At 51.8% G+C, this 24,153-nt stretch carries 25 protein-coding genes and 1 tRNA gene; 7 read left to right on the forward strand and 19 right to left on the reverse strand.

The genetic code is table 11. The features are described 5' to 3' along the window. Positions 1-4: 4 nt before the first annotated feature. A complete protein-coding gene (locus HT085_RS09740) occupies positions 5-607 on the reverse strand; it encodes an L-threonylcarbamoyladenylate synthase (RefSeq protein ID WP_003688107.1) in 603 nt (200 codons plus the stop codon). Between the two features lie 33 nt (positions 608-640). Then, on the reverse strand, positions 641-1,912 hold the full coding sequence (purD, locus tag HT085_RS09745; RefSeq protein WP_003688105.1) for a phosphoribosylamine--glycine ligase: 1,272 nt from the start codon (positions 1,910-1,912) through the stop codon (positions 641-643). A gap of 169 nt (positions 1,913-2,081) precedes the next feature. Between purD and HT085_RS09750 the strand changes: the two genes are divergently transcribed. Next, positions 2,082-2,387, forward strand: a complete 306-nt coding sequence (locus HT085_RS09750) for a DUF4298 domain-containing protein (RefSeq protein ID WP_029670075.1) — start codon at positions 2,082-2,084, stop codon at positions 2,385-2,387. 51 nt (positions 2,388-2,438) lie between these two features. On the opposite strand, the gene HT085_RS09755 is transcribed toward HT085_RS09750, so the two are convergent. The 5 genes from HT085_RS09755 to HT085_RS09775 form a co-directional block, all read right to left on the reverse strand. Then, the gene (locus HT085_RS09755) at positions 2,439-3,050 is read right to left on the reverse strand and encodes an IMPACT family protein (RefSeq protein ID WP_003688100.1); all 612 of its coding nucleotides are present in this window, start codon (positions 3,048-3,050) and stop codon (positions 2,439-2,441) included. Positions 3,051-3,112: 62 nt separating this feature from the next. Then, positions 3,113-4,048 (reverse strand): electron transfer flavoprotein subunit alpha/FixB family protein, encoded by a 936-nt coding sequence (locus HT085_RS09760; RefSeq protein ID WP_003688098.1) that lies wholly within the window; start codon positions 4,046-4,048, stop codon positions 3,113-3,115. A 10-nt stretch (positions 4,049-4,058) separates the two neighbouring features. After that, positions 4,059-4,808: an electron transfer flavoprotein subunit beta/FixA family protein gene (locus HT085_RS09765; protein WP_003688096.1), complete on the reverse strand. Its 750-nt coding sequence runs from the start codon at positions 4,806-4,808 to the stop codon at positions 4,059-4,061. 225 nt (positions 4,809-5,033) lie between these two features. Beyond that, positions 5,034-6,002 carry a lipopolysaccharide heptosyltransferase I gene (waaC, locus tag HT085_RS09770; protein WP_003688094.1) on the reverse strand — a complete coding sequence of 323 codons (969 nt, stop codon included), beginning with the start codon at positions 6,000-6,002 and terminating at the stop codon, positions 5,034-5,036. Positions 6,003-6,038: 36 nt separating this feature from the next. Continuing rightward, positions 6,039-6,674, reverse strand: a complete 636-nt coding sequence (locus HT085_RS09775; protein WP_003692069.1) for a nicotinamidase — start codon at positions 6,672-6,674, stop codon at positions 6,039-6,041. Between the two features lie 459 nt (positions 6,675-7,133). Between HT085_RS09775 and tsaA the strand changes: the two genes are divergently transcribed. Beyond that, entirely contained in the window at positions 7,134-7,814 is a 681-nt protein-coding gene (tsaA, locus tag HT085_RS09780) for a tRNA (N6-threonylcarbamoyladenosine(37)-N6)-methyltransferase TrmO (protein ID WP_003692071.1), read from the forward strand. Positions 7,815-7,965: 151 nt separating this feature from the next. Here tsaA and gap read toward each other — a convergent pair whose 3' ends face one another. After that, positions 7,966-8,970 (reverse strand): type I glyceraldehyde-3-phosphate dehydrogenase, encoded by a 1,005-nt coding sequence (gene gap, locus HT085_RS09785; protein ID WP_003688087.1) that lies wholly within the window; start codon positions 8,968-8,970, stop codon positions 7,966-7,968. A 430-nt stretch (positions 8,971-9,400) separates the two neighbouring features. Here gap and mutS point away from each other — a divergent pair, with 430 nt between their 5' ends. Beyond that, entirely contained in the window at positions 9,401-11,995 is a 2,595-nt protein-coding gene (mutS, locus tag HT085_RS09790; RefSeq protein WP_003688085.1) for a DNA mismatch repair protein MutS, read from the forward strand. Positions 11,996-12,270: 275 nt separating this feature from the next. On the opposite strand, the gene HT085_RS09795 is transcribed toward mutS, so the two are convergent. The 5 genes from HT085_RS09795 to arsC all read right to left on the reverse strand — a co-directional run bounded on the left by HT085_RS09795 (position 12,271) and on the right by arsC (position 15,698). Continuing rightward, positions 12,271-12,762 (reverse strand): GNAT family N-acetyltransferase, encoded by a 492-nt coding sequence (locus HT085_RS09795; protein ID WP_003688081.1) that lies wholly within the window; start codon positions 12,760-12,762, stop codon positions 12,271-12,273. Between the two features lie 3 nt (positions 12,763-12,765). Beyond that, positions 12,766-13,161 (reverse strand): hypothetical protein, encoded by a 396-nt coding sequence (locus HT085_RS09800; protein WP_003688080.1) that lies wholly within the window; start codon positions 13,159-13,161, stop codon positions 12,766-12,768. A 20-nt stretch (positions 13,162-13,181) separates the two neighbouring features. Next, the gene (gene gltX, locus HT085_RS09805) at positions 13,182-14,576 is read right to left on the reverse strand and encodes a glutamate--tRNA ligase (protein ID WP_003692075.1); all 1,395 of its coding nucleotides are present in this window, start codon (positions 14,574-14,576) and stop codon (positions 13,182-13,184) included. Between the two features lie 115 nt (positions 14,577-14,691). Then, a complete protein-coding gene (locus HT085_RS09810) occupies positions 14,692-15,348 on the reverse strand; it encodes a YdcF family protein (protein WP_002237424.1) in 657 nt (218 codons plus the stop codon). Then, on the reverse strand, positions 15,345-15,698 hold the full coding sequence (gene arsC, locus HT085_RS09815) for an arsenate reductase (glutaredoxin) (protein WP_003692077.1): 354 nt from the start codon (positions 15,696-15,698) through the stop codon (positions 15,345-15,347). Before arsC ends, HT085_RS09810 begins: the two co-directional genes overlap by 4 nt. A 123-nt stretch (positions 15,699-15,821) precedes the next feature. Between arsC and HT085_RS09820 the strand changes: the two genes are divergently transcribed. The 4 genes from HT085_RS09820 (at position 15,822) to HT085_RS09835 (ending at position 18,403) form a co-directional block, all read left to right on the forward strand. After that, positions 15,822-16,304 (forward strand): TlpA disulfide reductase family protein, encoded by a 483-nt coding sequence (locus HT085_RS09820; protein WP_003688077.1) that lies wholly within the window; start codon positions 15,822-15,824, stop codon positions 16,302-16,304. A gap of 193 nt (positions 16,305-16,497) precedes the next feature. Then, entirely contained in the window at positions 16,498-17,148 is a 651-nt protein-coding gene (locus tag HT085_RS09825) for a cell division ATP-binding protein FtsE (RefSeq protein WP_010355614.1), read from the forward strand. Continuing rightward, on the forward strand, positions 17,145-18,062 hold the full coding sequence (ftsX, locus tag HT085_RS09830) for a permease-like cell division protein FtsX (RefSeq protein WP_003688074.1): 918 nt from the start codon (positions 17,145-17,147) through the stop codon (positions 18,060-18,062). Before HT085_RS09825 ends, ftsX begins: the two co-directional genes overlap by 4 nt. Positions 18,063-18,154: 92 nt before the next feature. Beyond that, a complete protein-coding gene (locus HT085_RS09835; RefSeq protein ID WP_002247180.1) occupies positions 18,155-18,403 on the forward strand; it encodes a BolA family protein in 249 nt (82 codons plus the stop codon). A gap of 51 nt (positions 18,404-18,454) precedes the next feature. Here HT085_RS09835 and HT085_RS09840 read toward each other — a convergent pair whose 3' ends face one another. From HT085_RS09840 to waaA, 6 genes are all read right to left on the reverse strand, one after another. Continuing rightward, complete coding sequence (locus tag HT085_RS09840; RefSeq protein ID WP_014580412.1) at positions 18,455-19,648, reverse strand: phosphoglycerate kinase; 1,194 nt, start codon at positions 19,646-19,648, stop codon at positions 18,455-18,457. A gap of 80 nt (positions 19,649-19,728) precedes the next feature. Next, positions 19,729-20,982 (reverse strand): UDP-N-acetylglucosamine 1-carboxyvinyltransferase, encoded by a 1,254-nt coding sequence (murA, locus tag HT085_RS09845; protein ID WP_003688069.1) that lies wholly within the window; start codon positions 20,980-20,982, stop codon positions 19,729-19,731. Positions 20,983-21,202: 220 nt separating this feature from the next. Beyond that, positions 21,203-21,278: transfer RNA gene (locus HT085_RS09850), tRNA-Lys, on the reverse strand. 68 nt (positions 21,279-21,346) lie between these two features. Further along, positions 21,347-22,321, reverse strand: coding sequence for a TerC family protein (locus HT085_RS09855; protein WP_003688067.1), 975 nt, complete (start codon positions 22,319-22,321; stop codon positions 21,347-21,349). Between the two features lie 32 nt (positions 22,322-22,353). Then, positions 22,354-22,803 (reverse strand): CopD family copper resistance protein, encoded by a 450-nt coding sequence (locus tag HT085_RS09860; protein WP_003692085.1) that lies wholly within the window; start codon positions 22,801-22,803, stop codon positions 22,354-22,356. A 40-nt stretch (positions 22,804-22,843) separates the two neighbouring features. Beyond that, positions 22,844-24,115, reverse strand: coding sequence for a lipid IV(A) 3-deoxy-D-manno-octulosonic acid transferase (gene waaA, locus HT085_RS09865; protein ID WP_010360974.1), 1,272 nt, complete (start codon positions 24,113-24,115; stop codon positions 22,844-22,846). Between the last annotated feature and the right edge of the window lie 38 nt (positions 24,116-24,153).

The raw sequence follows: 24,153 nt of genomic DNA on the forward strand, positions 1-24,153 counted from the left end.
ATATCTAACGCAAACGTTTACCTGTTTCCCCATCGATAATCTGACTCGGCGATTTCTGCCTGCCGATTCTCCCACCGACAATCCACACATCGCGTCCGAACTGCCTTCTGACTTCCCTCTCCGTCCGACACGCGCGTTTACCCGCCCGATTACATGAAGTGGAAACCAAAGGCATACCCAATGCCTGACACAAACGCCTTGCACCTGTATGATCGGGCACTCTGACCGCAAGCTTGCTGCGCCTCTTCCCGCGCAACGCAGGTAATACGCCAGATTTAGCCAACAATAGGAAAGTCTTAGGAGCAGGCCATTCGTTTCTAAGCATGGTTTGAATGTTTTCAAACGGCATTTGAAGTAAAGGCTGCAATTGTTCAAGTTGATTCCCGATGACAATCATACCCTTGTGTTGCGGCCTTTTTTTCAAATGCGCCAACTTACCGAGTGCTTTGGCTAATGTCGGAAGACACCCCAAGCCATAACAAGATTCGGTCGGATAAGCAACCAAACCGCCTTTTTTCAAATAAACGCTTAACTTACGTTGCGCTGATGCTGCGATAATTCTCGAAAATAACATAATATAAAATGCCGTCTGAAGCGCATCAGTCATACTTGGCTTCAGACGGCATCATCCTCTTTCTAATTAACGGTTAATCGCTTTATCGGCAATGTCTTTACGGTATTGCATCCCGTCGAAGCTGATTTTTTCCAACGCGCCATACGCCTTGGCTTTCGCTTGCGCCACATCGTCGCCCAATCCTACAACACACAATATGCGCCCGCCGTTGGTCAACACGTCGCCTTTCTCGTTTACCGTTGTGCCGGCATGGAATACTTTGCCGATTCGGTTGACGTCATCCAAACCGGAAATAACATCGCCTTTCTTGGGTGTTTCGGGGTAATTTTGCGCCGCCAGTACCACACCCACGGCAGTTTGCGGATTCCATTCCGCTTTGACGCTGTCCAGTCTGCCGTCTATTGCCGCTTCAACCAAATCCGCCAAATCGCTGTTTAGACGGCTCATAATCGGCTGGGTTTCGGGATCGCCGAAACGGCAGTTAAACTCAATCGTATAGGGTGCACCGCTTTGATCGATCATCAAACCTGCGTACAAAAAGCCGGTGAACTCGTGCCCCTCCGCTTTCATACCCGCTACGGTCGGCAAAATAATCTCGTTCATCGCACGCTCGTACACAGCAGGCGTTACCACAGGCGCGGGACTGTACGCACCCATACCGCCCGTATTCGGGCCTTTATCTCCGTCTAAAAGACGTTTGTGGTCTCGACTGGTCGCCATAGGTAATACATGATTGCCATCAACCATAACGATAAAGCTCGCTTCTTCGCCTTGCAGAAAATCTTCAATCACAACGCGTTCGCCGGCATTGCCCATTTTATTGCCCAACAACATATCGTCAATCGCAGCATGCGCTTCATCCAAAGTCATTGCCACAATCACGCCTTTACCTGCCACCAAACCATCGGCTTTGATAACGATAGGCGCACCTTTCTGATTGACGTAATCATGTGCGGCATCGGCATTTTCAAAGGTTTGGTATTGCGCGGTCGGAATATTGTATTTCACCATAAATGCTTTGGCGAAATCTTTAGAACTTTCCAACTGCGCCGCATATTGTGTCGGACCAAATATTTTCAGCCCTGCGGCACGAAAATCATCCACAATACCTGCCGCCAAAGGCGCTTCAGGGCCGACGACGGTAAAAACAATATTTTCTTTACGGCAGAATTCAATCAAATCCTGATACGCGGTCAAGGCAATGTTTTGGAGCTTGGATTCAATCGCCGTACCGGCATTACCGGGCGCAACAAATACTGTTTCCACTTTGGGCGATTGCGCCAACTTCCAAGCCAGCGCGTGTTCGCGACCGCCATTACCGATAACCAGCAGTTTCATGCCATCTCCTTGACAAATATGTACTTTTAACGAAAACTCGATACAAAGGAACTTTTGTCCCATCTGAAGAAATTTTAGTAGAATCAAACAAAAGACCACTTCATTCCACTCTGCAACCTATTCAACTTATTCACAAATTAAAAAATAACAAGCAAACACGCAAAAACGTATTGATGAAATCCAAAGCAAATACCGCGAATGGTGTCATTTACTACTGCAACTGGAAGAAAACATCCGCCGTTGGAAATATGCCGTCGCTTTAATTCGCGATATGGACAATTTCTATACCCACGAGTATCAGGTGCGCCATCAGACTATTAAAGACGGGGTAGAACTGAATTTGCAAACAGAAGGCGAATATAGCATTATGAGTGAAGATGCATTATGGAACGCGCCGGGCGAATTCCATCAATTGGCTTGGCTATATTTATGCTCCAGCGTCGATACCTTAGACAGATATACACAAGAAAATTAATCAGCGAAGAGGTTGCCTGAAATACCATTACAAAGCATTTCATACAACCTTTCATTCAAAAGGCTTTTCCGTATTTACTTCAACCTGCCGTGTATTCTTCCAAGCCGCAACACAGGCCTCATAATTTGCCAACGACAAACTTACCGTCAATCGGCAATCCAACTGCAAATCCTGCTCCAATATATCCGCCTGATATTGTTTGGCAATGCATATTGCTTCATTCAAAAACGGATACTCACATTTCAGCCAAACGGTTTTTTCAATATTCTTTTCAACCACTTCCGCGATCGCCAACGCCTGAGCCGTTGCCTCTTTGTATGCGTGAATCAAGCCGGGAACGCCCAATAAAGCACCACCGAAATAGCGGACGACCACGACCAAAACATCAGTGATACCCACCGAATCAATCTGTCCCAAAATTGGCCGCCCAGCACTTCCTGGTGGCTCTCCATCATCGTTGCCGCGAAACTGCATCCCGTTCACACCTAAACGATAGGCATAGCACCAATGCCGCGCTTTATAATGCTCTTCCTTTAACAGATTGAGGTATTTTTTCACATCAGCCAATGTCCGAATCGGATAGGCAAATGCAATAAAACGGCTGCCTTTATCTTTAAACTCAGCCTGCGTCGGGGAAGTAATGGTTTTATAAGTCGTAATCATGCTGAAATGTTTTTAGACGACCTCATTAATAACAAAGTCGCCTGAAAGTTTCACGTGAAACATCAATTTTTCAATAATTCTATTAATTGTGGAACAATTTCAAATAAATCGCCAACCAATCCGTAATCGGCTACATTGAAAATCGGCGCATCGGCATCTTTGTTGATTGCAACAATCACCTTACTGTCCTGCATACCGGCAACGTGTTGAATCGCACCTGAAATACCGATTGCAAAATAGAGCTGCGGCGCAACCACCTTACCGGTTTGTCCGACTTGAGCATCGTTTGGTGCATACTCGGCATCAACCGCCGCACGGGATGCACCGATTGCCGCACCTAAAACATCCGCCAACGGTGTCAGCACTTCACTGAATTTTTCCACACTACCCAACGCACGACCACCGGAAACAATCACTTTTGCCTGAGTCAGTTCGGGACGATCGGAATGGGAAAGTTGACGGTTAACAAAACGACTCAGGTTTTGGGCAGGGGTTGTTTTAACATTAATTACCTCAGCATTACCACCTTGCGCCGCCACTGCGTCAAAAGCCGTCACACGGAAGGTCAGCACCAATTTTTCTGAATCGGCTTGCACGGTTTCAAATGCATTACCTGCATAAATCGGACGTACAAAAGTCGTGTTATCTACAATCTCGGTCAAATCAGAAATTTGCGGTACGTCTAATAAGGCGGCTACGCGGGGCAAAAGGTTTTTACCGAATGTGGTTGCCGTTGCTGCAACATAGCGGTAATCCGCCGCCAATTTGACAACCAGCGGAGCCAACTCTTCAGCCAAACCTTCAGCATAATGAGCAGCATCTGCAACCAAAACTTTTTCCACTCCCGCTACTTGCTTCGCGAATTCCACGACGGACGATGCGCCGTTTCCGACAACCAATAAATCGACCTTGCCCAGTTTGGCGGCAGCGGCAACAGCATGCAAAGTGGCAGGATTCAACTGTTTGTTGTCGTGTTCGGCAATAATCAATACGCTCATTTCAGCCTCCTCAAATCACTTTGGCTTCGTTTTTCAATTTTTCAACCAATTCGGCAACGCTTGCTACTTTTACGCCTGCCTGACGCGCCTTAGGTTCGGCAAATTTCACCGTTTTCAGACGAGGCGAAATATCGGTAGCCAAATCGGCAGAATCCAGTTTTTCCAGAGGTTTTTTCTTTGCCGCCATAATATTGGGGAGTTTGACAAAGCGCGGCTCGTTCAAACGCAAATCTGCGCTGATGACTGCAGGCAGTTTCAACGCAATCGTTTCTTCGCCGCCATCAATTTCGCGCACAATCTGTACTTCATCACCTTCAATTTGTACTTTTGAAACAAATGTACCTTGCGCCGCATTCAACAAAGCTGCCAGCATTTGCGCCACTTGATTGGCATCGTCATCAATCGCTTGTTTGCCCAAAAAGAAAATTTGCGGATTTTCTTTGTCCGCAACAGCTTTCAGCAGTTTGGCAACTGCCAGCGGCTCTAATTTCACATCGGTTTCAATATGAATGGCACGGTCGGCACCCATTGCCAAAGCGGTACGCAAGGTTTCTTCGCATTTCTTTTCACCCAAAGAAACCGCTACAATTTCGCTTACTTTCCCGGCTTCTTTCAAACGGACGGCTTCTTCCACAGCGATTTCATCAAACGGGTTCATCGACATTTTGACATTGCCGATGTCCACATCCGAACCATCGGCTTTCACACGGACTTTGACGTTGTAGTCCACTACGCGCTTTACTGCGACCAGTGCTTTCATTGAATTCTCCTAAAAAGAACGCTGCTTTCACCATCCAGCGAAACCAAACCTTCTTCTTTATAAAATCAAATCCGTTTTCCTTAAAAACGAATTTATTTAGCAATCTTTCGGATAATTTTACCGATTATACCATTTTTAAAGTATTTACTCAGTCTGGCGGATATACATTCCTGTATCTAATAAATTGGAAAATATCATGCCGCCATATCAGTTTTAGACGACCCTTTAGCCTTTATCTGCTGAAACACAATCCATCAGCGTTTGATAAACCAAATCTGCGGTCGGAATCTGCCCGATATTGCCCACATTTTTTGCAATAGCCGAAACTTGAACGCCTGTTTTAATCGGATCGGTATCGGTATAAATGCCGACCACAGGTTTTTCCAAGGCATTTGCCAAATGCAGCAAACCGGTATCTACACCAACTATTCCAACCGCGTGTTTCAACAGATACGCCGCCTGTAATAAATTCATTTTAGCGCACACTATGGTAAACGGCAGCCCGTCTGCAATCTGTTCCGCACGCACTTTTTCAGCCTCGTTTCCCCAAGGCAGATAAACATTGCATTGTTGTTTTTGATTCAGTTTCTGCAGCAACTCCCGCCAATTTTCCATAGGCCATAACTTACTGTCCCGACTGGTCGCGTGCAAAGCCGCATAATACGGCTGCGCTAAATTTTTCAGACGGCTTGCTTCAGGAACGGACAAACCAAATACCTGCGTCTCAGGCATTGCATACCCAAACACCTGGGCAAACAGATCACGGTTGCGCCAAACGGCATTTCTACCTTTCGGTACGACATACTTTTTATCATACGCCAAAGCAGCCACCCCCTCACGCGCACTGTGTTTATCCAAACCATAAATAGGGGATTTTGCCATTTTGGCGAAACACGCGCTTTTAATCAGACCCTGACTGTCCAATACAAAATCAAATGCTTCCTGCAGCAAAGCCTGTTTCAGACGACCCATCTCCCGCCAAGTTTCAGCCTGAAAGAGATGTTTGCGCCATTGCCGCCACTTCATTACATGGACCTTTTTTACAAACGGATGCAACCGTGCAATACCCGCAAACCCGGCTTCACATAGCCAATGCAGTTCTACATCAGAGCATTGTCGCGCCAAATCTTCGATTGCGGGCAAAGTGTGAATTAAATCACCCATACTGGACAAACGGACAAGCAAAATTTTCATATGTAGACAGGGTGTTTCACGTGAAACAATTATAAGTTATTGATTATTAATATATTTTTTAATTTTTTCGGCGTTTTTCAAAATTATCGCACCCGAAGAACGCATTTCCTGCCACGCTGCTTCAATGGTATCGGGCGCAATACCCCGACAAGCCGCTTCATTCACGATAACCTGCCAACGACCGCCTTTAAGTAACTGCAAAACCGTTGTTTTAACACAATAATCCGTAGCCAAGCCGCCGACAATGACCATATTCGTATTTTGACAACGCAGCCACTCAATCAATCCAGTGCTCAGTTTTTCCTCAATATCGTGAAAACACGCGCCGTAAGGATGCAATTCGGGATCGACACCTTTCCAAACGCAATAATCGTATTCCTTGACGGAAGGCAGACCGTCCAACAATTCATAGCCGCGCGTACCGACCATCGCATGAGCCACCCAAGTCAAATCCGCATCGGACAAACCTGTCGGCTTCAACATATTAACAGGGTTACCCACAAGCCATTTCGCCGCCATATGATGCGCATCTTTCGTCATCACACGCAAATCCGCCAAAGCGGCTTGGGCATTTAACTCCTCGACAATCAAATGCCCCTCGTTCACGGGCAGTTCGTCAGGACACAAAGGCGTAAAAGTTTTTTGTGCATCAACATCAATGGAAACAATCATCTCATTACTTCTTCATTTAAGATCGTCATTCTCTATTTTACGAATAACAAAACTCTTACCTTCTTTATTTAAGGAGTACAATCCATCTAGGTGGATATGATATGTCATATCCACCCCCTCCATTTTAGCTATACCTAAGGTACTCCTTGCTAGAAGCTGTAATCCGATTTTATTACCCAAAATTTCAGATCTCACCTCCTGTAAGTGAGATCCAAAAGGAAAGATAACAACCTGACTTGGGTGTAATATACGGGATTCCCTCTTCGTTATAACGAACCGTTATGCTTCTTTTTTATCAATACTCCAATGCCTTTTTAAGAGCGTCTTGGACACGAGGATTCTGTGCTACTTTATTTCAACGCGATTTAAATGCCCTGTATTATAACAAATTACTACCCGAAAGCGGTAAAACCGGCTGTGATAAGATAAGGTTTTTCCAAAAAACTTATCCACAATCTTATGACTTATACCATTACCCCCATCGGCGCCGCCCGCTCGCCCTACAAACAGAAATTCGGCATCGCCCGCCAGCCCGGTTTGGTCTCCGCCGCAGAAGCCTGCATCGAGCTGAATCCCGAATTTACCGCAGACAGCGTGCGCGGGTTGGAAGATTTCGATTATGTGTGGATAAGTTTTATCTTCCACGGCGTATTGGATGAAGGTTGGGCGCAAATGGTGCGCCCGCCACGGCTCGGCGGCAAACAAAAAATGGGCGTGTTCGCCACGCGCAGCCCCCACCGCCCCAACCATCTCGGACTCTCTCTCCTTAAACTCGAACGCATCGAAACCGGCAAACCCGTCCGCCTCTATTGCAGCGGCTCAGACCTGCTGGACGGCACGCCGATTGTGGACATCAAGCCTTATATCCCCTTTATCGAATCCAAACCCGATGCCGCATCCGGTTTCGTCAGCGGCAAACCCGTAGAGTTGGAAGTCGTTTGGCAGGAAAACATCGGCGCGGAAAATTTATCTGCAAACACCAAAAACCTTATCAGCCAAAGCATTGCCCAAGATCCGCGCCCCGCCTATCAGAATATTCCCGAACGGATTTATGTGATGAATATTGCGGATTACGAAGTCAGGTTTCAAATCGAGGAAAACCGCGCGACGGTTATTAATCTTTCCCCAACCCCGCTTTAAATCGGGCAAAATCCGGTTTTGCCGCATAGCAGTTGAACAAACGGCTGTTGTTTGTTCGCCATAAGCCGCAATATCAAGTTACAGATAAACAATGCCGTCTGAACGCAATGTGTTCAGACGGCATTTACTTATCCACAGGTTTGTTCAAGCCTTAGATTTTGCCTGCGAAGTATTCCAAAGTACGGACGAGTTGGCAGGTGTAGGACATTTCGTTGTCGTACCAGGCAACGGTTTTCACCAGTTGTTTGCCGCCCACGGTCATCACGCGGGTTTGGGTTGCGTCAAAGAGCGAGCCGTATTCGATGCCGACAACGTCGGAAGAAACGATTTGATCTTCGTTGTAGCCGTAAGATTCGCTGGAGGCGGCTTTCATCGCGGCGTTGATTTCTTCTTTGGTTGCAGGGCGTTCGAGGACGGAAACCAATTCGGTCAGCGAGCCGGTGGCAACAGGGACGCGTTGGGCGGAGCCGTCGAGTTTGCCGTTCAATTCGGGGATAACCAGACCGATGGCTTTGGCGGCGCCGGTGCTGTTGGGCACGATGTTGAGCGCGGCGGCGCGGGCGCGGCGCAAATCGCCTTTGCGGTGCGGCGCGTCAAGGGTGTTTTGGTCGCCGGTGTAGGCGTGGATGGTGGTCATCAGGCCTTCGACTACGCCGAACTCTTTTTGCAGGACTGCCGCCATCGGGGCAAGGCAGTTGGTGGTACAGGAAGCGGCGGAAATGACAGTTTCGCTACCGTCCAAGATGTCTTGGTTTACGCCATATACGACGGTTTTCACATCATTGCCGCCGGGTGCGGAAATCACGACTTTGCGCGCGCCGGCACGGATATGTGCTTCGGCTTTGGTTTTGTTGGTAAAGAAACCGGTACATTCGAGGACGACATCCACACCCAACTCGCCCCAAGGCAATTCTTCGGGATTCGGATTGGCGAAAACTTTGATTTCTCTGCCGTTTACCACGATGGCATCGTCTTTTAATTCGGCAGTACCTTGGAAACGGCCTTGTGTGCTGTCGTATTTGAAAAGGTGCAGCAGCATTTCGGCAGGGGTCAGGTCGTTGACGGCGGCGACTTCGATGCCGTGGGCTTTTTCAATTTGACGCAATGCGAGGCGGCCGATGCGGCCGAAACCGTTAATCGCTACTTTGATGCTCATATTTTGTCTCCCGGTTGTGAAATAAAGTCCGATGCCTGTATTGTATTCTGAAATAAAACTACATTCCACTATTACATAAAATTACTTGCGTTTTGTTTGACGCAGGTGAATTTCGCTATTTCAAAAACGCGCATTCAATATTTGATTTTAAAATTTTAATGATGATTTTGATGATTGCCGACCTGCTTGTGTATAAGTAGCAAATATCCAATATTTTCATTACCTTTTTGTTAAATAAATTTGAGTTTAAGGCTTGCCGTATAAGACAGATAAGCGTGGATGTTTTTTGACTTAATAATATTCTTATGGATAACTTTGCCGTTTTCCTATTTGTCTCCACAACTTTATTGACAAGCTTACGGTCAGTCTCATTCCGTCGAAGACAAAACCTTTTGCTACAATACCGTTTTCCTAATAATAAGGCAGCCCCATGTCCAAATCCGCCGTTTCCCCAATGATGCAGCAATACCTCGGCATAAAAGCGCAACATACCGACAAACTAGTGTTTTACCGTATGGGTGATTTTTACGAGCTGTTTTTGGATGACGCGGTGGAAGCGGCGAAATTGTTGGACATCACCCTGACCACACGCGGGCAGATGGACGGCGTGCCGATTAAAATGGCGGGCGTTCCGTTTCACGCGGCGGAACAGTATCTGGCGCGCCTGGTCAAGTTGGGCAAAAGCGTGGCGATTTGCGAACAGGTCGGCGAAGTCGGCGCGGGCAAAGGGCCGGTGGAGCGCAAAGTCGTGCGCATCGTAACGCCCGGCACGCTAACCGATTCCGCATTACTGGAAGACAAGGAAACCAACCGCATCGTTGCCGTGTCTCCCGACAAAAAATACATCGGTTTGGCGTGGGCATCGCTGCAAAGCGGCGAATTCAAAACCAAGCTGACAACTGCGGATAAATTGAACGACGAACTGGCGCGCCTGCAGGCGGCGGAAATTTTGCTGCCGGACAGTAAAAACGCACCGCAACTTCAGACGGCATCGGGTGTTACACGCCTGAACGCGTGGCAGTTTGCCGCCGACGCGGGGGAAAAACTGCTGACGGAATATTTCGGCTGCCAAGATTTGCGCGGCTTCGGTTTGGACAGCAAAGAACACGCCGTTTCGATTGGCGCGGCAGGTGCGCTGTTGAACTATATCCGCCTGACGCAAAACCTGATGCCGCAACATTTGGACGGCCTGTCGCTCGAAACCGACAGCCAATATATCGGCATGGATGCCGCCACGCGCCGCAATCTCGAAATCACGCAAACCCTCTCCGGCAAAAAAACGCCGACCCTGTTTTCCATACTCGACGGCTGCGCCACCCACATGGGCAGCCGCCTGTTGGCATTGTGGCTGCACCACCCTTTACGCAACCGCGCCCACATCCGAGCGCGCCAAGAAGCCGTAACCGCGCTGGAAAGCCAATACGAACCCCTCCAATGCCATCTGAAGAGCATTGCCGACATCGAACGTATCGCCGCCCGCATCGCCGTCGGCAATGCCCGCCCGCGCGATTTGGCATCTTTACGCGACAGTCTGTTCGAGTTGGCACAAATCGACTTGTCCGCAACCGGCAGCAGCCTGTTGGAAACCCTTAAAGCCGTTTTCCCCGAAACCCTGCCAGTTGCCGAAACCCTCAAAGCCGCCGTGATGCCCGAACCTTCCGTCTGGCTGAAAGACGGCAATGTCATCAACCACGGTTTTCATCCCGAACTGGACGAATTGCGCCGCATTCAAAACCATGGCGACGAATTTTTGCTGGATTTGGAAGCCAAGGAACGCGAACGTACCGGTTTGTCCACACTCAAAGTCGAGTTCAACCGCGTTCACGGCTTTTACATTGAATTGTCCAAAACCCAAGCCGAACAAGCACCTGCCGACTACCAACGCCGGCAAACCCTCAAAAACGCCGAACGCTTCATCACGCCGGAACTGAAAGCCTTTGAAGACAAAGTGCTGACTGCTCAAGACCAAGCCCTCGCCTTAGAAAAACAACTCTTTGACGGCGTATTGAAAAACCTTCGGACGGCATTGCCGCAGCTTCAAAAAGCCGCCAAAGCCGCCGCCGCGCTGGACGTGTTGTCCACATTTTCAGCCTTGGCAAAAGAGCGGAACTTTGTCCGTCCCGAGTTTGCCGACTATCCGGTTGTCCACATCGAAAACGGCCGCCATCCCGTTGTCGAACAGCAGGTACGCCACTTCACAGCCAACCACACCGACCTCGACCACAAACACCGCCTCATGCTGCTCACCGGCCCCAATATGGGCGGCAAATCCACCTATATGCGCCAAGTCGCGCTGATTGTTTTATTGGCACACACCGGCTGTTTCGTGCCTGCCGATGCCGCCACAATCGGGCCTGTCGATCAAATCTTCACCCGCATCGGCGCATCGGACGACCTCGCCTCCAACCGCTCCACCTTCATGGTCGAAATGAGCGAAACCGCCTACATCCTGCATCACGCCACCGAACAAAGCATTGTTTTAATGGACGAAGTCGGACGTGGTACTTCCACTTTCGACGGCCTCGCCCTCGCGCACGCAATCGCCGAACACCTGCTGCAAAAAAACAAATCCTTCAGCCTGTTTGCCACCCACTATTTCGAGCTGACCTACCTGCCCGAAGCCCACGCCGCCGCCGTCAATATGCACCTTTCCGCGCTCGAACAGGGACGGGACATCGTGTTCCTGCACCAAATCCAACCCGGTCCCGCCGGAAAAAGCTACGGCATCGCCGTCGCCAAACTCGCCGGCCTGCCTGTGCGCGCATTGAAAGCCGCCCAAAAGCATTTGAACGGACTGGAAAACCAAGCCGCCGCAAACCGTCCCCAACTGGATATTTTCAGTACCATGCCGTCTGAAAAAGGAGATGAACCGAATGTGGACTGCTTTGTGGATAAAGCAGAGGAAAAACATTTTGAAGGTATATTGGCAGCAGCCCTGGAAAACCTCGATCCCGACAGCCTGACCCCGCGCGAAGCATTGTCAGAACTGTACCGTCTGAAAGATTTGTGCAAATCCGTATCTTAATTTCCGTTGGCGGAGCAGCATCAAACCATATGGAAAAATCTGTGGATAAACTTTATGGCGGATTAACAAAAATCAGGACAAGGCGGCGGGCCGCAGGCAGTACAAATGGTACGGAACCGATCCGCCCGGTGCTTGGGCACCTTAGGGAATCGTTCCCTTTGAGCCGGGGCGGGGCAACGCCGTACCGGTTTTTGTTAATCCACTATATCTGACAGGAAATTTCCAAACATAAAAAATGCCGTCCGAACAGCTCAGACGGCATCTGCCCATTCGGCTTAAACCTTATCCACATCCAAACGCATAACCGTAACCCATTCCCCGTTATGGAAATGTCGCCCGACAACCGCCCAGCCGAATGATTCATAAAATATTTGCACATCAGGCGTATAAAGATACAAGAACTTTATCCCCAGCGAACGCGCTGCGCCTATGCAGTGGGCGACCAGCCTCCTGCCAATGCCTTTTCCGCGATATTCAGGTAAAACAAAGACATCGCCCAACCAATATTCATACTGTGGAAAATTTTCCATATCATGCCGCTTGACTGCAGCCGAACCCAACAGGGTTCCGGAATCATCCACAGCCGCAAAAGCCAGCGGCAATTCGTCATCCTTCAAACATCTGCCGTAATAGGCACGAATCTTATCCACAGAAGACCACGGTTCAAATCCGTGCCACTCCTCAAACAACGCCTGAACCAACCTGCCGATATGCCCGGCTTTCAGCCGTGTAATAAAAACAGTGTTGTCCACAAAGAGGGAATTCATCGGTCAATTCCCCCGACGCTTTCGTTCCCCTGCGCCGTAAACCGCATTCCAAGCATGGTCCAAACGCACTCCGATTTGCCTCATCTCTTCAGCCTGCCGGGCTTTTTGGGCCATTGCTGCAGGAATTTCCGCTTCCAAACGGGCGATGTCTGCCTGAGCCGCCTGCAAACGCCGGCGCGCATCTTCCAAATCCGACTGCATCCCGATGATTTTTCCGTCCAGATTGTTTTGCTTTTGCAGTAAAGCACGGTAACCGGATTGGATGCTGAGCAAATTGTCTTCCGCACCCCCTGCCCATACGCTTGTAGAAAAAACAAACATCAGAAAATACAATATTTTTTTCATGTTCAACTTCCGTCTGAATGCCGTCTGAAGCCGCATTCCGACATCAGACGGCATTGCCCGCACCTGTGGATAACTTAAGCACGGATGCGTTTCAACACTTCCTCTTTGCTGATTAATGCCAACACGGCATCGACGCTCGGGGTTTTTGCCGTACCGCAGACAGCAAGGCGCAGGGGCATACCGAGTTTGCCCATTTTGATGCCTTCTTCGTCGCAGAAAGGTTTGAAGAGGTTGTGAATGGCTTTGGCGTTCCAGTCTTCCAGCCCTTCGAGGCGTTCGGCGAAGCGCAGCATACGGGCGGCGGCTTCGTCGTCCCAGTGTTTGGCAACATCGGCTTCGGCAGGGACTTGTTTTTTGTAGAAATACAGGCATTCGTCTGCCAAGGCGTTCAAATCTTGGGCGCGGTCTTTGACCAGTGCCAACACGTCTTCCAACGCAGGTTTTTCGGTTTCATGAATATCGCGCAGCGCAAGGCGCGGTTTGACGAGTTCGGTAAGTTTGCCGTCGGGTGTGATTTTGATGTGTTCGCCGTTGATCCAATAGAGCTTTTTCAAATCCATACGGCTTGGGGACGGGGAAACGTCTTTCAAATCAAACCATTCGATGAATTGTTCCGTCGTGAAAAACTCATCGTCGCCGTGCGCCCAGCCCAAACGCGCCAAATAGTTGAGCATCGCTTCGGGCAGAATGCCCATTGCGCCGAAATCGGTAATGGCGACGGTATCGCCGCTGCGTTTGGAGATTTTTTTGCCTTGTTCGTTGAGAATCATCGGCAGATGCCCGTATTCGGGCAGGTTCGCGCCGATGGCTTTCAAGATGTTGATTTGTTTCGGGGTGTTGTTCACATGGTCGTCCCCGCGGATAATGTGGGTAACGCCCATGTCGTAGTCGTCTACCACGGCGCAGAAGTTGTAGGTCGGCGTACCGTCGGCGCGGGCAATAATCAGGTCGTCTAGGGCTTCGTTGGGGATGGAGATTTCGCCTTTGACCAAGTCTGTCCATTTGGTAACGCCGTCCAAAGGCGTTTTGAAGCGGACGACGGGTTGCACGCCTGCAGGAATTTCGGGCAGGGTTTTGCCTGCTTCCGGCCGCCAGCGGCGGTCGTAAGTCGCCGTGCCTTCTTTTTCGGCTTTCTCGCGCATCGCTTCCAATTCTTCTTTGCTGCAATAGCAGTAGTAGGCATCGCCTTTTGCCAAGAGTTCGGCAATGACTTCTTTATAACGGTCGAAACGGCGGGTTTGGTACACCACGTTGTCGGCGTTGTCGTAATCGAGACCGACCCATTTCATGCCGCCAAGGATGATGTTGACGGATTCGGCGGTGGAACGTGCCAAGTCGGTGTCTTCGATACGCAATAAAAATTCGCCTTTATGATGGCGGGCAAACGCCCACGAAAACAAGGCGGTGCGAACGCCGCCGATGTGCAGGTAACCGGTGGGGCTGGGGGCGAAACGGGTTTTGACGGTCATAATGGCTCCGAAATCTTTGAAAGCGTTTATTTTACTGTTTTTACCGTGCTTAGGCATCAAAAATGCCGTCCGAACCCTGCCTGCGGATAAGTTTCAGACGGCATTTTCTACCGCTTCAATCAGACAGCCATCCCAAAAAGCGGCTGCCCCATTTTTCCAAACGGTAGAGGGATAACGCATACCCCTCTTGCAGCATAAAGATTTTTTTCTTATTTCCCGCATCAAACCGCGTGGTCGGCGTGGCAGACATATAAACGCGGACACCCAAATCCTCCGCCATTTCCGCCGCCCGCGCCAAATGGTAGGGATCGCTGACAATCACCACGCTGGCAATACCGTTGGCACGCAAAACCGGACGGATGTTGTTCAGGTTTTCATAAGTGTTGCGCGAAGTGTTTTCAAACAGGATGTTGCGCGCCGGAACCCCCTGTTTGAGCGCGTACCGCCGCCCGACCTCGGCTTCGGTCATATAGCCTTTTTTGGTTCGCCCTCCCGTAAACACGATTTTGCCTACCCTGCGGCTTTGGTAAAGCGCGATGGCGTGGTTGATGCGTTCCCGAAAAACCGGGGAAGGGCGTTTGTCCCACGCGGCTGCGCCCAACACCAGCGCGGCATCCGCCCGGACATACGGCGGCAAAACCTGCCCGCCCGTCCGATAAACCGCCCAAACGGATGAGGCAAACACCAGCAAAAGCGGAAAAACACTCAAACAGAAACCGCCCAACAGGTAATAGCGCAAGCCGTTGCGGCTGCAAAACAGCCGTTTGTTCACAATACCGCTTCGATATTTTCCAACGGTCTGCCGACAGCCGCCTTACCGTTTGCCAAAACAATCGGACGCTCCAACAGGGCGGGATGATCGGCGATGGCACGCAGCAGCGCGTCATTGTCCAAATCGGGGTTGTCCAAACCCAATTCCTTGTACAAATCATCTTTCACGCGCATCATCCCGCGCGCCGATTCCAAGCCCAATTTGTTGAAAATATCCTTCAATTCGGACAAGTCGGGCGGCGTATCCAAATATTTGACCGCTTCGGCAGCAATGCCGCGTTCTTCCAATAGGGACACGGCGGCACGCGATTTGCTGCAACGCGGATTGTGGAAAATTTTGATTTCAGACATGACATTTCCCTACTTCTCGACAATCCCCTTATTATCGGCTTACGCAGGGTTTTACTCAATACCCCGCCTCCAACCGTACCAAACGGTTTACAATACCCGAATCGACATACAAAGGACAAAACGATGAAACGCTTGAATCTCGCCGCAATCGCCCTTGCCGCCACATTTGCCGCACATACCGCCTCGGCAGACGAACTGGCCGGATGGAAAGACAATACCCCGCAAAACCTGCAATCGCTCAAAGCCCCCGTCCGCATCGCCAACCTATGGGCGACTTGGTGCGGTCCGTGTCGAAAAGAGATGCCCGCCATGTCCAAATGGTACAAAGCGCAGAAAAAAGGCAGCGTCGATATGGTCGGCATCGCGCTCGACACATCCGACAATATCGGCAACTTTCTCAAGCAGACCCCGGTCAGCTACCCGATTTGGCGTTACACCGGGGCGAACAGCCGAAACTTTATGAAATCCTACGGAAACAATGTCGGCGTACTGCCCTTTACCGTCGTCGAAGCCCCGAAATGCGGATACAGGCAGACCATTACAGGAGAGGTGAACGAGAAAAGCCTGACCGAAGCCGTCAAACTCGCCCATTCAAAATGCCGTTAAACGCCGGATGCCGTCTGAAGCCGCTTCAGACGGCATTTTCCCGCCCGGCCTTCGGTATCCGCCAAACTTATCCACTATCTAAAAACAGGCGGAATCTTTATAATCGGTACTGTCTTACCTATTGTTCAGACGGCATATCCCTGCGGACGCAACCGCCCGAAACGATATGCCGCCCTTCCTTACAGGACCTCCTATGATCCGTTTCGAACAAGTTTCCAAAACCTATCCCGGCGGTTTTGAAGCCCTGAAAAACGTCAGCTTCCAAATCAACAAAGGCGAGATGATTTTTATCGCGGGACACTCCGGTTCGGGCAAATCCACCGTCCTCAAGCTGATTTCGGGCATCACCAAGCCGAGCATGGGCAAAGTCCTGTTTAACGGGCAGGACCTCGGCACATTGTCCGACAACCAAATCGGCTTTATGCGCCAACACATCGGCATCGTGTTCCAAGACCACAAAATCCTCAACGACCGCAATGTCCTGCAAAACGTCATCCTGCCCCTGCGGATTATCGGCTATCCGCCGCGCAAAGCCGAAGAACGCGCCCGCATCGCCATCGAAAAAGTCGGCTTGAAAGGACGAGAATTGGACGATCCCGTAACCCTCTCGGGCGGTGAACAACAACGCCTGTGCATCGCCCGCGCCGTCGTCCACCAGCCCGGCCTGCTGATTGCCGACGAACCCTCCGCCAACCTCGACCGTGCCTACGCGCTCGATATTATGGAATTGTTCAAAACCTTCCACGAAGCGGGAACCACCGTCATCGTCGCCGCACATGACGAAACCCTGATGGCGGACTACGGACACCGCATCCTGCGCCTCTCGAAAGGACGACTCGCATGAGCATCATCCACTACTTCTCGCTGCACGTCGAATCCGCGCGCTCCGCACTCAAACAGCTTCTGCGCCAACCCTTCGGCACACTGCTTACCCTCATAATGCTTGCCGTCGCGATGACCCTGCCGCTGTTTATGTATCTGGGCATCCAAAGCGGGCAAAGCGTGTTGGGCAAACTCAACGAGTCGCCGCAAATCACCGTCTATATGGAAACCGCCGCCGCACAAAGCGACAGCGATACCGTACGCAGCCTGCTGACGCGCGATAAACGGCTCGACAACATCCGCTTCATCGGCAAGGAAGACGGTTTGGCGGAATTACAGTCCAACCTCGACCAAAATCTGATTTCCATGCTTGACGGCAACCCCCTGCCGGATGTCTTTATCGTTACCCCCGACCCGGCAACCACGCCCGCCCAAATGCAGGCAATCTACCGGGACATTACCAAGCTGCCTATGGTCGAATCCGCGTCTATGGATACCGAATGGGTGCAAACGCTGTACCAAATCAACGAGTTCATCCGCAAAATCTTATGGTTTCTTTCCCTGACGCTGGGTATGGCTTTCGTCCTTGTCGCACACAACACCATCCGACTGCAAATCCTCAGCCGCAAAGAAGAAATCGAAATCACCAAACTCCTGGGTGCGCCCGCGTCGTTTATCCGCCGCCCCTTCCTTTATCAGGCTATGTGGCAGAGTATCTTCTCCGCCGCCGTCAGCTTAGGGCTTTGCGGTTGGCTGCTCTCTGCCGTGCGCCCCTTGGTCGATGCCATCTTCAAACCCTACGGCTTGAACATCGGCTGGCGTTTCTTCTACGTCGGCGAACTCGGGCTGGTGTTCGGCTTCGTCATCGCGTTGGGCGTATTCGGCGCGTGGCTTGCCACCACACAACACCTGCTCTGCTTCAAAGCCAAAAAATAAAACACCGTCAAAAATTCCGTCTGAAGCCGTTTTCAGACGGAATTTCGATTTGCCAGTATAATGGCGCATTTCCCCAATAAGGACTCCCCACTATGCTGACACCCGAACAAGTCAAGGCCCTGATTGCAGGCGTGGCAAAATGCGAACACATCGAAGTAGAAGGCGACGGACACCATTTTTTCGCCGTCATCGTTTCATCAGAATTTGAAGGCAAGGCACGCCTCGCGCGCCACCGCCTGATTAAAGACGGACTCAAAGCCCAACTGGAAAGCAACGAACTGCACGCACTTTCCATTTCGGTTGCCGCCACTCCGGCGGAATGGGCTGCCAAAGCACAATAACCGCCACACAAAAATGCCGTCTGAAACCATTTCGTTTCAGACGGCATTTTTTTATATCAAACCGTTTACTCGCCGCGTTTTTTCCAAAGCGGCTACGGCAGGCAGCTCTTTGCCTTCCAAGAACTCAAGGAACGCGCCGCCTCCGGTGGAGATGTAGCCGATTTGGTCGGTAACGCCGAATTTGGCAATCGCCGCCAGCGTGTCGCCGCCGCCCGCAATCGAGAACGCTTTGCTTTGGGCGATGGCTTCGGCAAGGGCTTTCGTGCCGCCTGCGAATTGATCGAACTCGAACACGCCGACCGGCCCGTTCCAAACGACCGTACCGGCGGCTTTAAGCAAATCGGCAAGCGCGGCGGCGGATTTCGGGCCGATGTCCAAAATCATCTCGTCTTCGGCAACGTCGGCGATGTCTTTTACCACCGCTTCGGCATCGGCGGCAAAGGCTTTGGCAACGACGACATCGGTCGGCAGCGGCACAGAACCGCCTTTGGCCGCCATTTTCGCCATAATTTTTTTGGATTCTTCCACCAAATCATGTTCCGCCAGCGATTTACCGATGGCTTTGCCTTCCGCCAACAGGAATGTGTTGGCGATGCCGCCGCCGACGATAAGCTGATCGACTTTGTCCGCCAACGATTCGAGGATGGTCAGCTTGGTGGACACTTTGCTGCCGGCAACAATCGCCACCATCGGGCGCGCGGGCTGTTTCAAGGCTTTGCCCAAAGCGTCGAGTTCGCCCGCCATCAATACGCCGGCGCAGGCGACGGGCGCGGCTTGGGCAACGGCTTCGGTCGAAGCTTGGGCGCGGTGTGCGGTGCCGAACGCATCATTGACGAACACGTCGCACAAGGCGGCGTAGGCTTTGCCCAGTTCTAAATCGTTTTTCTTCTCGCCTTTGTTGATACGCACGTTTTGCAACATCACGACATCGCCCGCGTTCAAAGCCGGTTTGTTTTCGCGCCAGTCGTTCAATACTTTCACGTCTTTGCCCAACAGGCCGCCCAAGTGCGCGGCAACGGGCGCAACGTCGTCTTCGGGGTGGAACTCGCCTTCGGTCGGGCGGCCCAAGTGGGTCATCACAATAACGGACGCGCCGTTGTCCAAGCAGTATTTGACGGACGCGAGCGAGGCGCGGATACGGGTGTCGTCGCTGATTTTGCCGCCTTTGAACGGCACGTTCATATCGGCGCGGATGAGGACGGTTTTGCCCCGCACGTTTTGTTCGGTCAGTTTTAAAAATGCCATAATCAGTCCTTTTCAATCAGTGTTTGCGATACAGAAACAATTGATGCCGCCTGAAGCCTTCAGACGGCATCGCAACCCGATCAGCCGGATACGCGCTCGATGTTCGCACCGACGCTGCCGAGTTTTTTTTCAATATTTTCATAACCGCGATCCAAGTGGTAAATCCGTTCGACCACGGTTTCGCCGCGCGCCGCCAAACCGGCGATAACGAGGCTGGCGGACGCGCGCAAATCCGTCGCCTTGACGACCGCGCCGGAAAGCCGTTCCACACCCTGCACAAATGCCGTATTGCCCTCGGTTGTAATGTTCGCCCCCATCCGGTTCAACTCCGGAACGTGCATAAAGCGGTTTTCAAAAATCGTTTCCACCACGCGGCAGCTTCCTTCCGCCACAGCATTCAATGCCATAAACTGCGCCTGCATATCCGTGGGGAAGCCGGGATGGACGACCGTGCGGATGTCCACCGCCTTCGGACGCTGCCGCATATCGATGGCGATCCAATCGTCGCCCGCTTCAATCACCGCACCTGCCTCGACCAGTTTGTCCAACACCACTTCCATCGTTTTCGGGGCGGCATTCCGCAAAACCACCCTGCCGCCGGTTATCGCCACCGCACACAGGAACGTCCCCGCTTCAATCCGGTCGGGGACGACGCTGTGTTCGCAGCCGTACAGCTCGCCCGCACCTTCCACAATCATGGTCGATGTTCCGATGCCGCTGATTTTCGCGCCCATTTTGACCAGGCATTCCGCCAAATCGACCACTTCAGGCTCGATGGCGCAGTTTTCCAAAACCGTCGTACCTTCCGCCAGCGTCGCCGCCATCAGCAGGTTTTCCGTACCGCCGACGGTAACGACATCCATCGCCACGCGCGCACCTTTGAGTTTGCCTTTGGCTTTGACGTAACCGTGTTCGATGGCGATTTCCGCCCCCATCGCTTCCAAGCCTTTCAAATGCTGATTGACGGGGCGCGAACCGATGGCGCAGCCGCCCGGCAGGCTGACTTGCGCCTCGCCGAAACGCGCCAGCGTCGGGCCAAGCACCAAAATCGAAGCGCGCATCGTCCGAACCAATTCGTAAGGGGCGCAGGTATTGTTGACCGTACCGCCGTTGATTTCAAATTCGCTGATATTGTCGGTCAGAACGCGCGCGCCCATGCCCTGAAGCAGCTTTTGCGTGGTTGCGACATCTGCCAGCATAGGGACGTTTTTCAGGCGCAACGTACCCGACGTCAGCAAACCCGCGCACATCAGCGGCAATGCCGCGTTTTTCGCGCCCGAGACCGTTATTTCCCCGTTGAGCGGGCCGTTTGCGGAGATTTTCAGTTTGTCCACGTTTGTTCCCTCCTGGTGGGTACTTGCTAATATTTCAATACTCGGGACAATGCATAAAGCATCACCCGATGAAGGTTGCAGAGGCGGAATTATAAGGGATTTTCGGGAAAAATACGGAAGCCGCACCAAAGAATTTGACGAAATGCCGCGCTTTCCGAACAAGGATTGTCGGAAAACAAAAAAAAGCCGAGTTTTGAAAACTCAGCTTTTTTGCTTTACCTGGTGGGTCGTGAGCGATTCGAACGCTCGACCAACGGATTAAAAGTCCGCTGCTCTACCGACTGAGCTAACGACCCGAAAAATTTGAAAGTTTATACATCAAGCCTGATGCTGTCAACCATTTTGTCGGCGTTCAGACGGCGTTTTATTTATCAGGCTGTTTTTTCGTATAAATTAACGAGGTCAGTATCGATGCACCCAACGCGCCGAACACGACCGACAGCGAAACGGAAATCGGGATGTGTACCCAATGCATCACCAGCATTTTCACACCGATAAAACCCAACACGAATGCCAAGCCGTATTTCAGGAAGATAAAGCGTTCCGCCACATCCGCCAGCAGGAAATACATCGCCCGCAAACCCAAAATAGCGAAAATATTGGAAGTCAGCACGATAAACGGATCGGTGGTAACGGCAAAGACGGCGGGGATACTGTCCACGGCAAAAACGACATCGCTCAATTCAATCATAATCAGCACCAAAAACAGCGGCGTGGCGATTTTTTTGCCATTCTCGACGGTAAAAAATTTCTCGCCGTGAAACGCCGTGCCGACCGGAACGACTTTCTTGACGGCATTCAGCAGCCTGCTGTTTGCCAAATCCTCTTCCTCATCTCCTTCGGGCTTCATCATGTGTATGCCGGTATAGAGCAGGAACGCGCCGAACAGATACAGAATCCACTCGAACTGCCGAACCAGTGCCGCGCCGACGAAAATCATGACGGTGCGCAATACCAATGCGCCCAATACGCCGTACAGCAGCACGCGGTGTTGAAACTGCGGTGCGACTTTGAAGTAGCCGAATATCATCAGGAACACGAAAATATTGTCGACTGCCAACGATTTTTCCAAAATGTAGCCGGTAAAGAATTCCAATACTTTTTCTTTTGCGGCTGCCGCGCCGTAGCCGGGATTGCCGGCGAGTTCGAAATACAGCCAGCCTGCGAACAGGCAGGATACGGCAACCCACAAGCCGCTCCATGCCAAGGTTTCTTTGATGCCGACTTTATGGCTGCCGTTTTTCTTCAGCGAAAACATATCCAAGGCAATCATGACCAGCACTGCCGCAAAAAAAACGCCGTAAAACAACGGCGACCCGATGCCGGGATATTCTGTCATGGTTCAATCTCCTGATTTGAAATGTAGTTGTGTTACCAGCTGATATAAAACATCGCTTTTGCCAAAAAGACAATCAGCAGCATATGGGTAAAGACGACGGCGTGTATGTATTTCGACCAGCCGACCGTCAGCGTGGAACGCGCCATTTTGACGACGGCGACGGCGAAGTGCGCCAACACGCTGAACGCCAACAGGATTTTCAGCGTCAGCATCGTACCGAAGGAAGTGGCAAACGGTTCGCCCGATATAGGAAGGTAGCGGTTTGCCGCCATCACGATGCCGCTGGCGAACAGCAGTCCGACCGCAAACGGCATCACCCTGACGGCGCGGTAAGACATTGCCTTTTCCACTTCGCGCCGCGCCTCGCGCGACACCCGTCCCGTATGCAGGACGGACAAAACCAGCACTTCAAAAAACACGCCGCCGACAAAGGCGGTGGCGCAATACAGGTGGATGATGTGCGCGACGGCATAAATACTCATACGATGCTCCAACCGGAAAACTCGGATACGGATTGTATCACTATCGCCCCCGATGTCCGCATACCGCTTCCCGCACCGCCTCGGCGATTCTCGCGCCCGCTCCGCGATGTTGTGCGATAAAGCCGTCCACGCGCGCCTGCATCTGCATTCCGCCCCCCTCGCCAGATAAGTTTTTTTCAACGGCTTCACGCCACGCGTCCGCCGATTCGACTTGAACCGCCGCACCCGATGCCAAGGCGTGCCGGCAGGCTTCGGAAAAATTGTAGGTCGAAAAGCCGAATATCGTCGTAACGCCGCAGGAAAGCGGTTCGATGATGTTCTGACAGCCCGAACCGACCAGACTGCCGCCGACAAAAGCGACATCGGCGCACAGGTAATACGCATACAGCTCGCCCATACTGTCGCCTATCCACACCTGCGTATCGGGTTCGACCGGCAAACCGTCGCTGCGCCGCTGAACCTTAAACCCGAAGCGTTTCGCCGTTTCAAATGTCGTCTGAAAATGCTCGGGATGGCGCGGCACGACGGCCAGCAGGGCATCGCCGCGATATTGTTGCCACGCCGCCAGCAGTTTTTCCGCCTCGTCTTCGCCCCGATAAACGCGCGTGCTGCCGCACACGGCAACCGGCCGGCCTCCGATGCGTTTTTCAAACTGCCCCGCCAGCGTTTTCATGTCTTCAGACGGCATCAGGTCGTATTTGGTATTGCCGCACACCTGCACGGATGCCGCGCCCAATTTCGCCAACCGCGCCGCATCCGCCTCCGTCTGCGCCAGACAGCCCGTCAGCGAAGCGGCTGCGGGACGGATCAGGCGGCGGACTTTCAGATAACCGTTCAGCGATTTTTCCGACAGCCGCGCATTCGCCAAAAACAGCGGCACACCCGCTCGCCGGCATTCCTTCATCAGATTGGGCCAGATTTCGGTTTCCATCAAAATGCCGAACATCGGGCGGTGTTCGCGCAAAAACTGCCGTACCCACGTTTTTTTGTCATACGGAAGATAGCGGCATTGCGCATCGGGAAACAGAACTTGCGCGGTTTCCCGTCCCGTCGGGGTCATCTGCGTCATCAGCAGCGGCGCATCGGGAAAACGCCGCCGCAACTCGCGTATCAAGGGCTGGGCGGCACGCGTTTCTCCGACCGAAACGGCGTGTATCCAAACCGCGCCGGTAACGGGATTCGGATGCGGCTTGCCGAAACGCTCGTCCCTATGCGCCCGGTATGCCGGGGCACTTCCGGAGCGTTTGTCCAAATAACGCCGTATCCATATCGGCGCAAGCAGCCACAATACATCATAAAGCCATTGGAACATCTTTCTATTTCCTGCAAAACAAATGCCGTCCGAACGGT

This window comes from Neisseria gonorrhoeae, assembly GCF_013030075.1.
GTDB lineage: Bacteria > Pseudomonadota > Gammaproteobacteria > Burkholderiales > Neisseriaceae > Neisseria > Neisseria gonorrhoeae.

Coding starts and splice junctions, on each gene's coding strand:
- HT085_RS09740 (WP_003688107.1), bottom strand. CDS start 607: ATGACTGATGCGCTTCAGACGGCATTTTATATTATGTTATTTTCGAGA.
- purD (WP_003688105.1), bottom strand. CDS start 1,912: ATGAAACTGCTGGTTATCGGTAATGGCGGTCGCGAACACGCGCTGGCT.
- HT085_RS09755 (WP_003688100.1), bottom strand. CDS start 3,050: ATGATTACGACTTATAAAACCATTACTTCCCCGACGCAGGCTGAGTTT.
- HT085_RS09760 (WP_003688098.1), bottom strand. CDS start 4,048: ATGAGCGTATTGATTATTGCCGAACACGACAACAAACAGTTGAATCCT.
- HT085_RS09765 (WP_003688096.1), bottom strand. CDS start 4,808: ATGAAAGCACTGGTCGCAGTAAAGCGCGTAGTGGACTACAACGTCAAA.
- waaC (WP_003688094.1), bottom strand. CDS start 6,002: ATGAAAATTTTGCTTGTCCGTTTGTCCAGTATGGGTGATTTAATTCAC.
- HT085_RS09775 (WP_003692069.1), bottom strand. CDS start 6,674: ATGATTGTTTCCATTGATGTTGATGCACAAAAAACTTTTACGCCTTTG.
- tsaA (WP_003692071.1), top strand. CDS start 7,134: ATGACTTATACCATTACCCCCATCGGCGCCGCCCGCTCGCCCTACAAA.
- gap (WP_003688087.1), bottom strand. CDS start 8,970: ATGAGCATCAAAGTAGCGATTAACGGTTTCGGCCGCATCGGCCGCCTC.
- mutS (WP_003688085.1), top strand. CDS start 9,401: ATGTCCAAATCCGCCGTTTCCCCAATGATGCAGCAATACCTCGGCATA.
- HT085_RS09795 (WP_003688081.1), bottom strand. CDS start 12,762: ATGAATTCCCTCTTTGTGGACAACACTGTTTTTATTACACGGCTGAAA.
- HT085_RS09800 (WP_003688080.1), bottom strand. CDS start 13,161: ATGCCGTCTGATGTCGGAATGCGGCTTCAGACGGCATTCAGACGGAAG.
- gltX (WP_003692075.1), bottom strand. CDS start 14,576: ATGACCGTCAAAACCCGTTTCGCCCCCAGCCCCACCGGTTACCTGCAC.
- arsC (WP_003692077.1), bottom strand. CDS start 15,698: ATGTCTGAAATCAAAATTTTCCACAATCCGCGTTGCAGCAAATCGCGT.
- HT085_RS09820 (WP_003688077.1), top strand. CDS start 15,822: ATGAAACGCTTGAATCTCGCCGCAATCGCCCTTGCCGCCACATTTGCC.
- HT085_RS09825 (WP_010355614.1), top strand. CDS start 16,498: ATGATCCGTTTCGAACAAGTTTCCAAAACCTATCCCGGCGGTTTTGAA.
- ftsX (WP_003688074.1), top strand. CDS start 17,145: ATGAGCATCATCCACTACTTCTCGCTGCACGTCGAATCCGCGCGCTCC.
- HT085_RS09835 (WP_002247180.1), top strand. CDS start 18,155: ATGCTGACACCCGAACAAGTCAAGGCCCTGATTGCAGGCGTGGCAAAA.
- HT085_RS09840 (WP_014580412.1), bottom strand. CDS start 19,648: ATGGCATTTTTAAAACTGACCGAACAAAACGTGCGGGGCAAAACCGTC.
- HT085_RS09855 (WP_003688067.1), bottom strand. CDS start 22,321: ATGACAGAATATCCCGGCATCGGGTCGCCGTTGTTTTACGGCGTTTTT.
- HT085_RS09860 (WP_003692085.1), bottom strand. CDS start 22,803: ATGAGTATTTATGCCGTCGCGCACATCATCCACCTGTATTGCGCCACC.
- waaA (WP_010360974.1), bottom strand. CDS start 24,115: ATGTTCCAATGGCTTTATGATGTATTGTGGCTGCTTGCGCCGATATGG.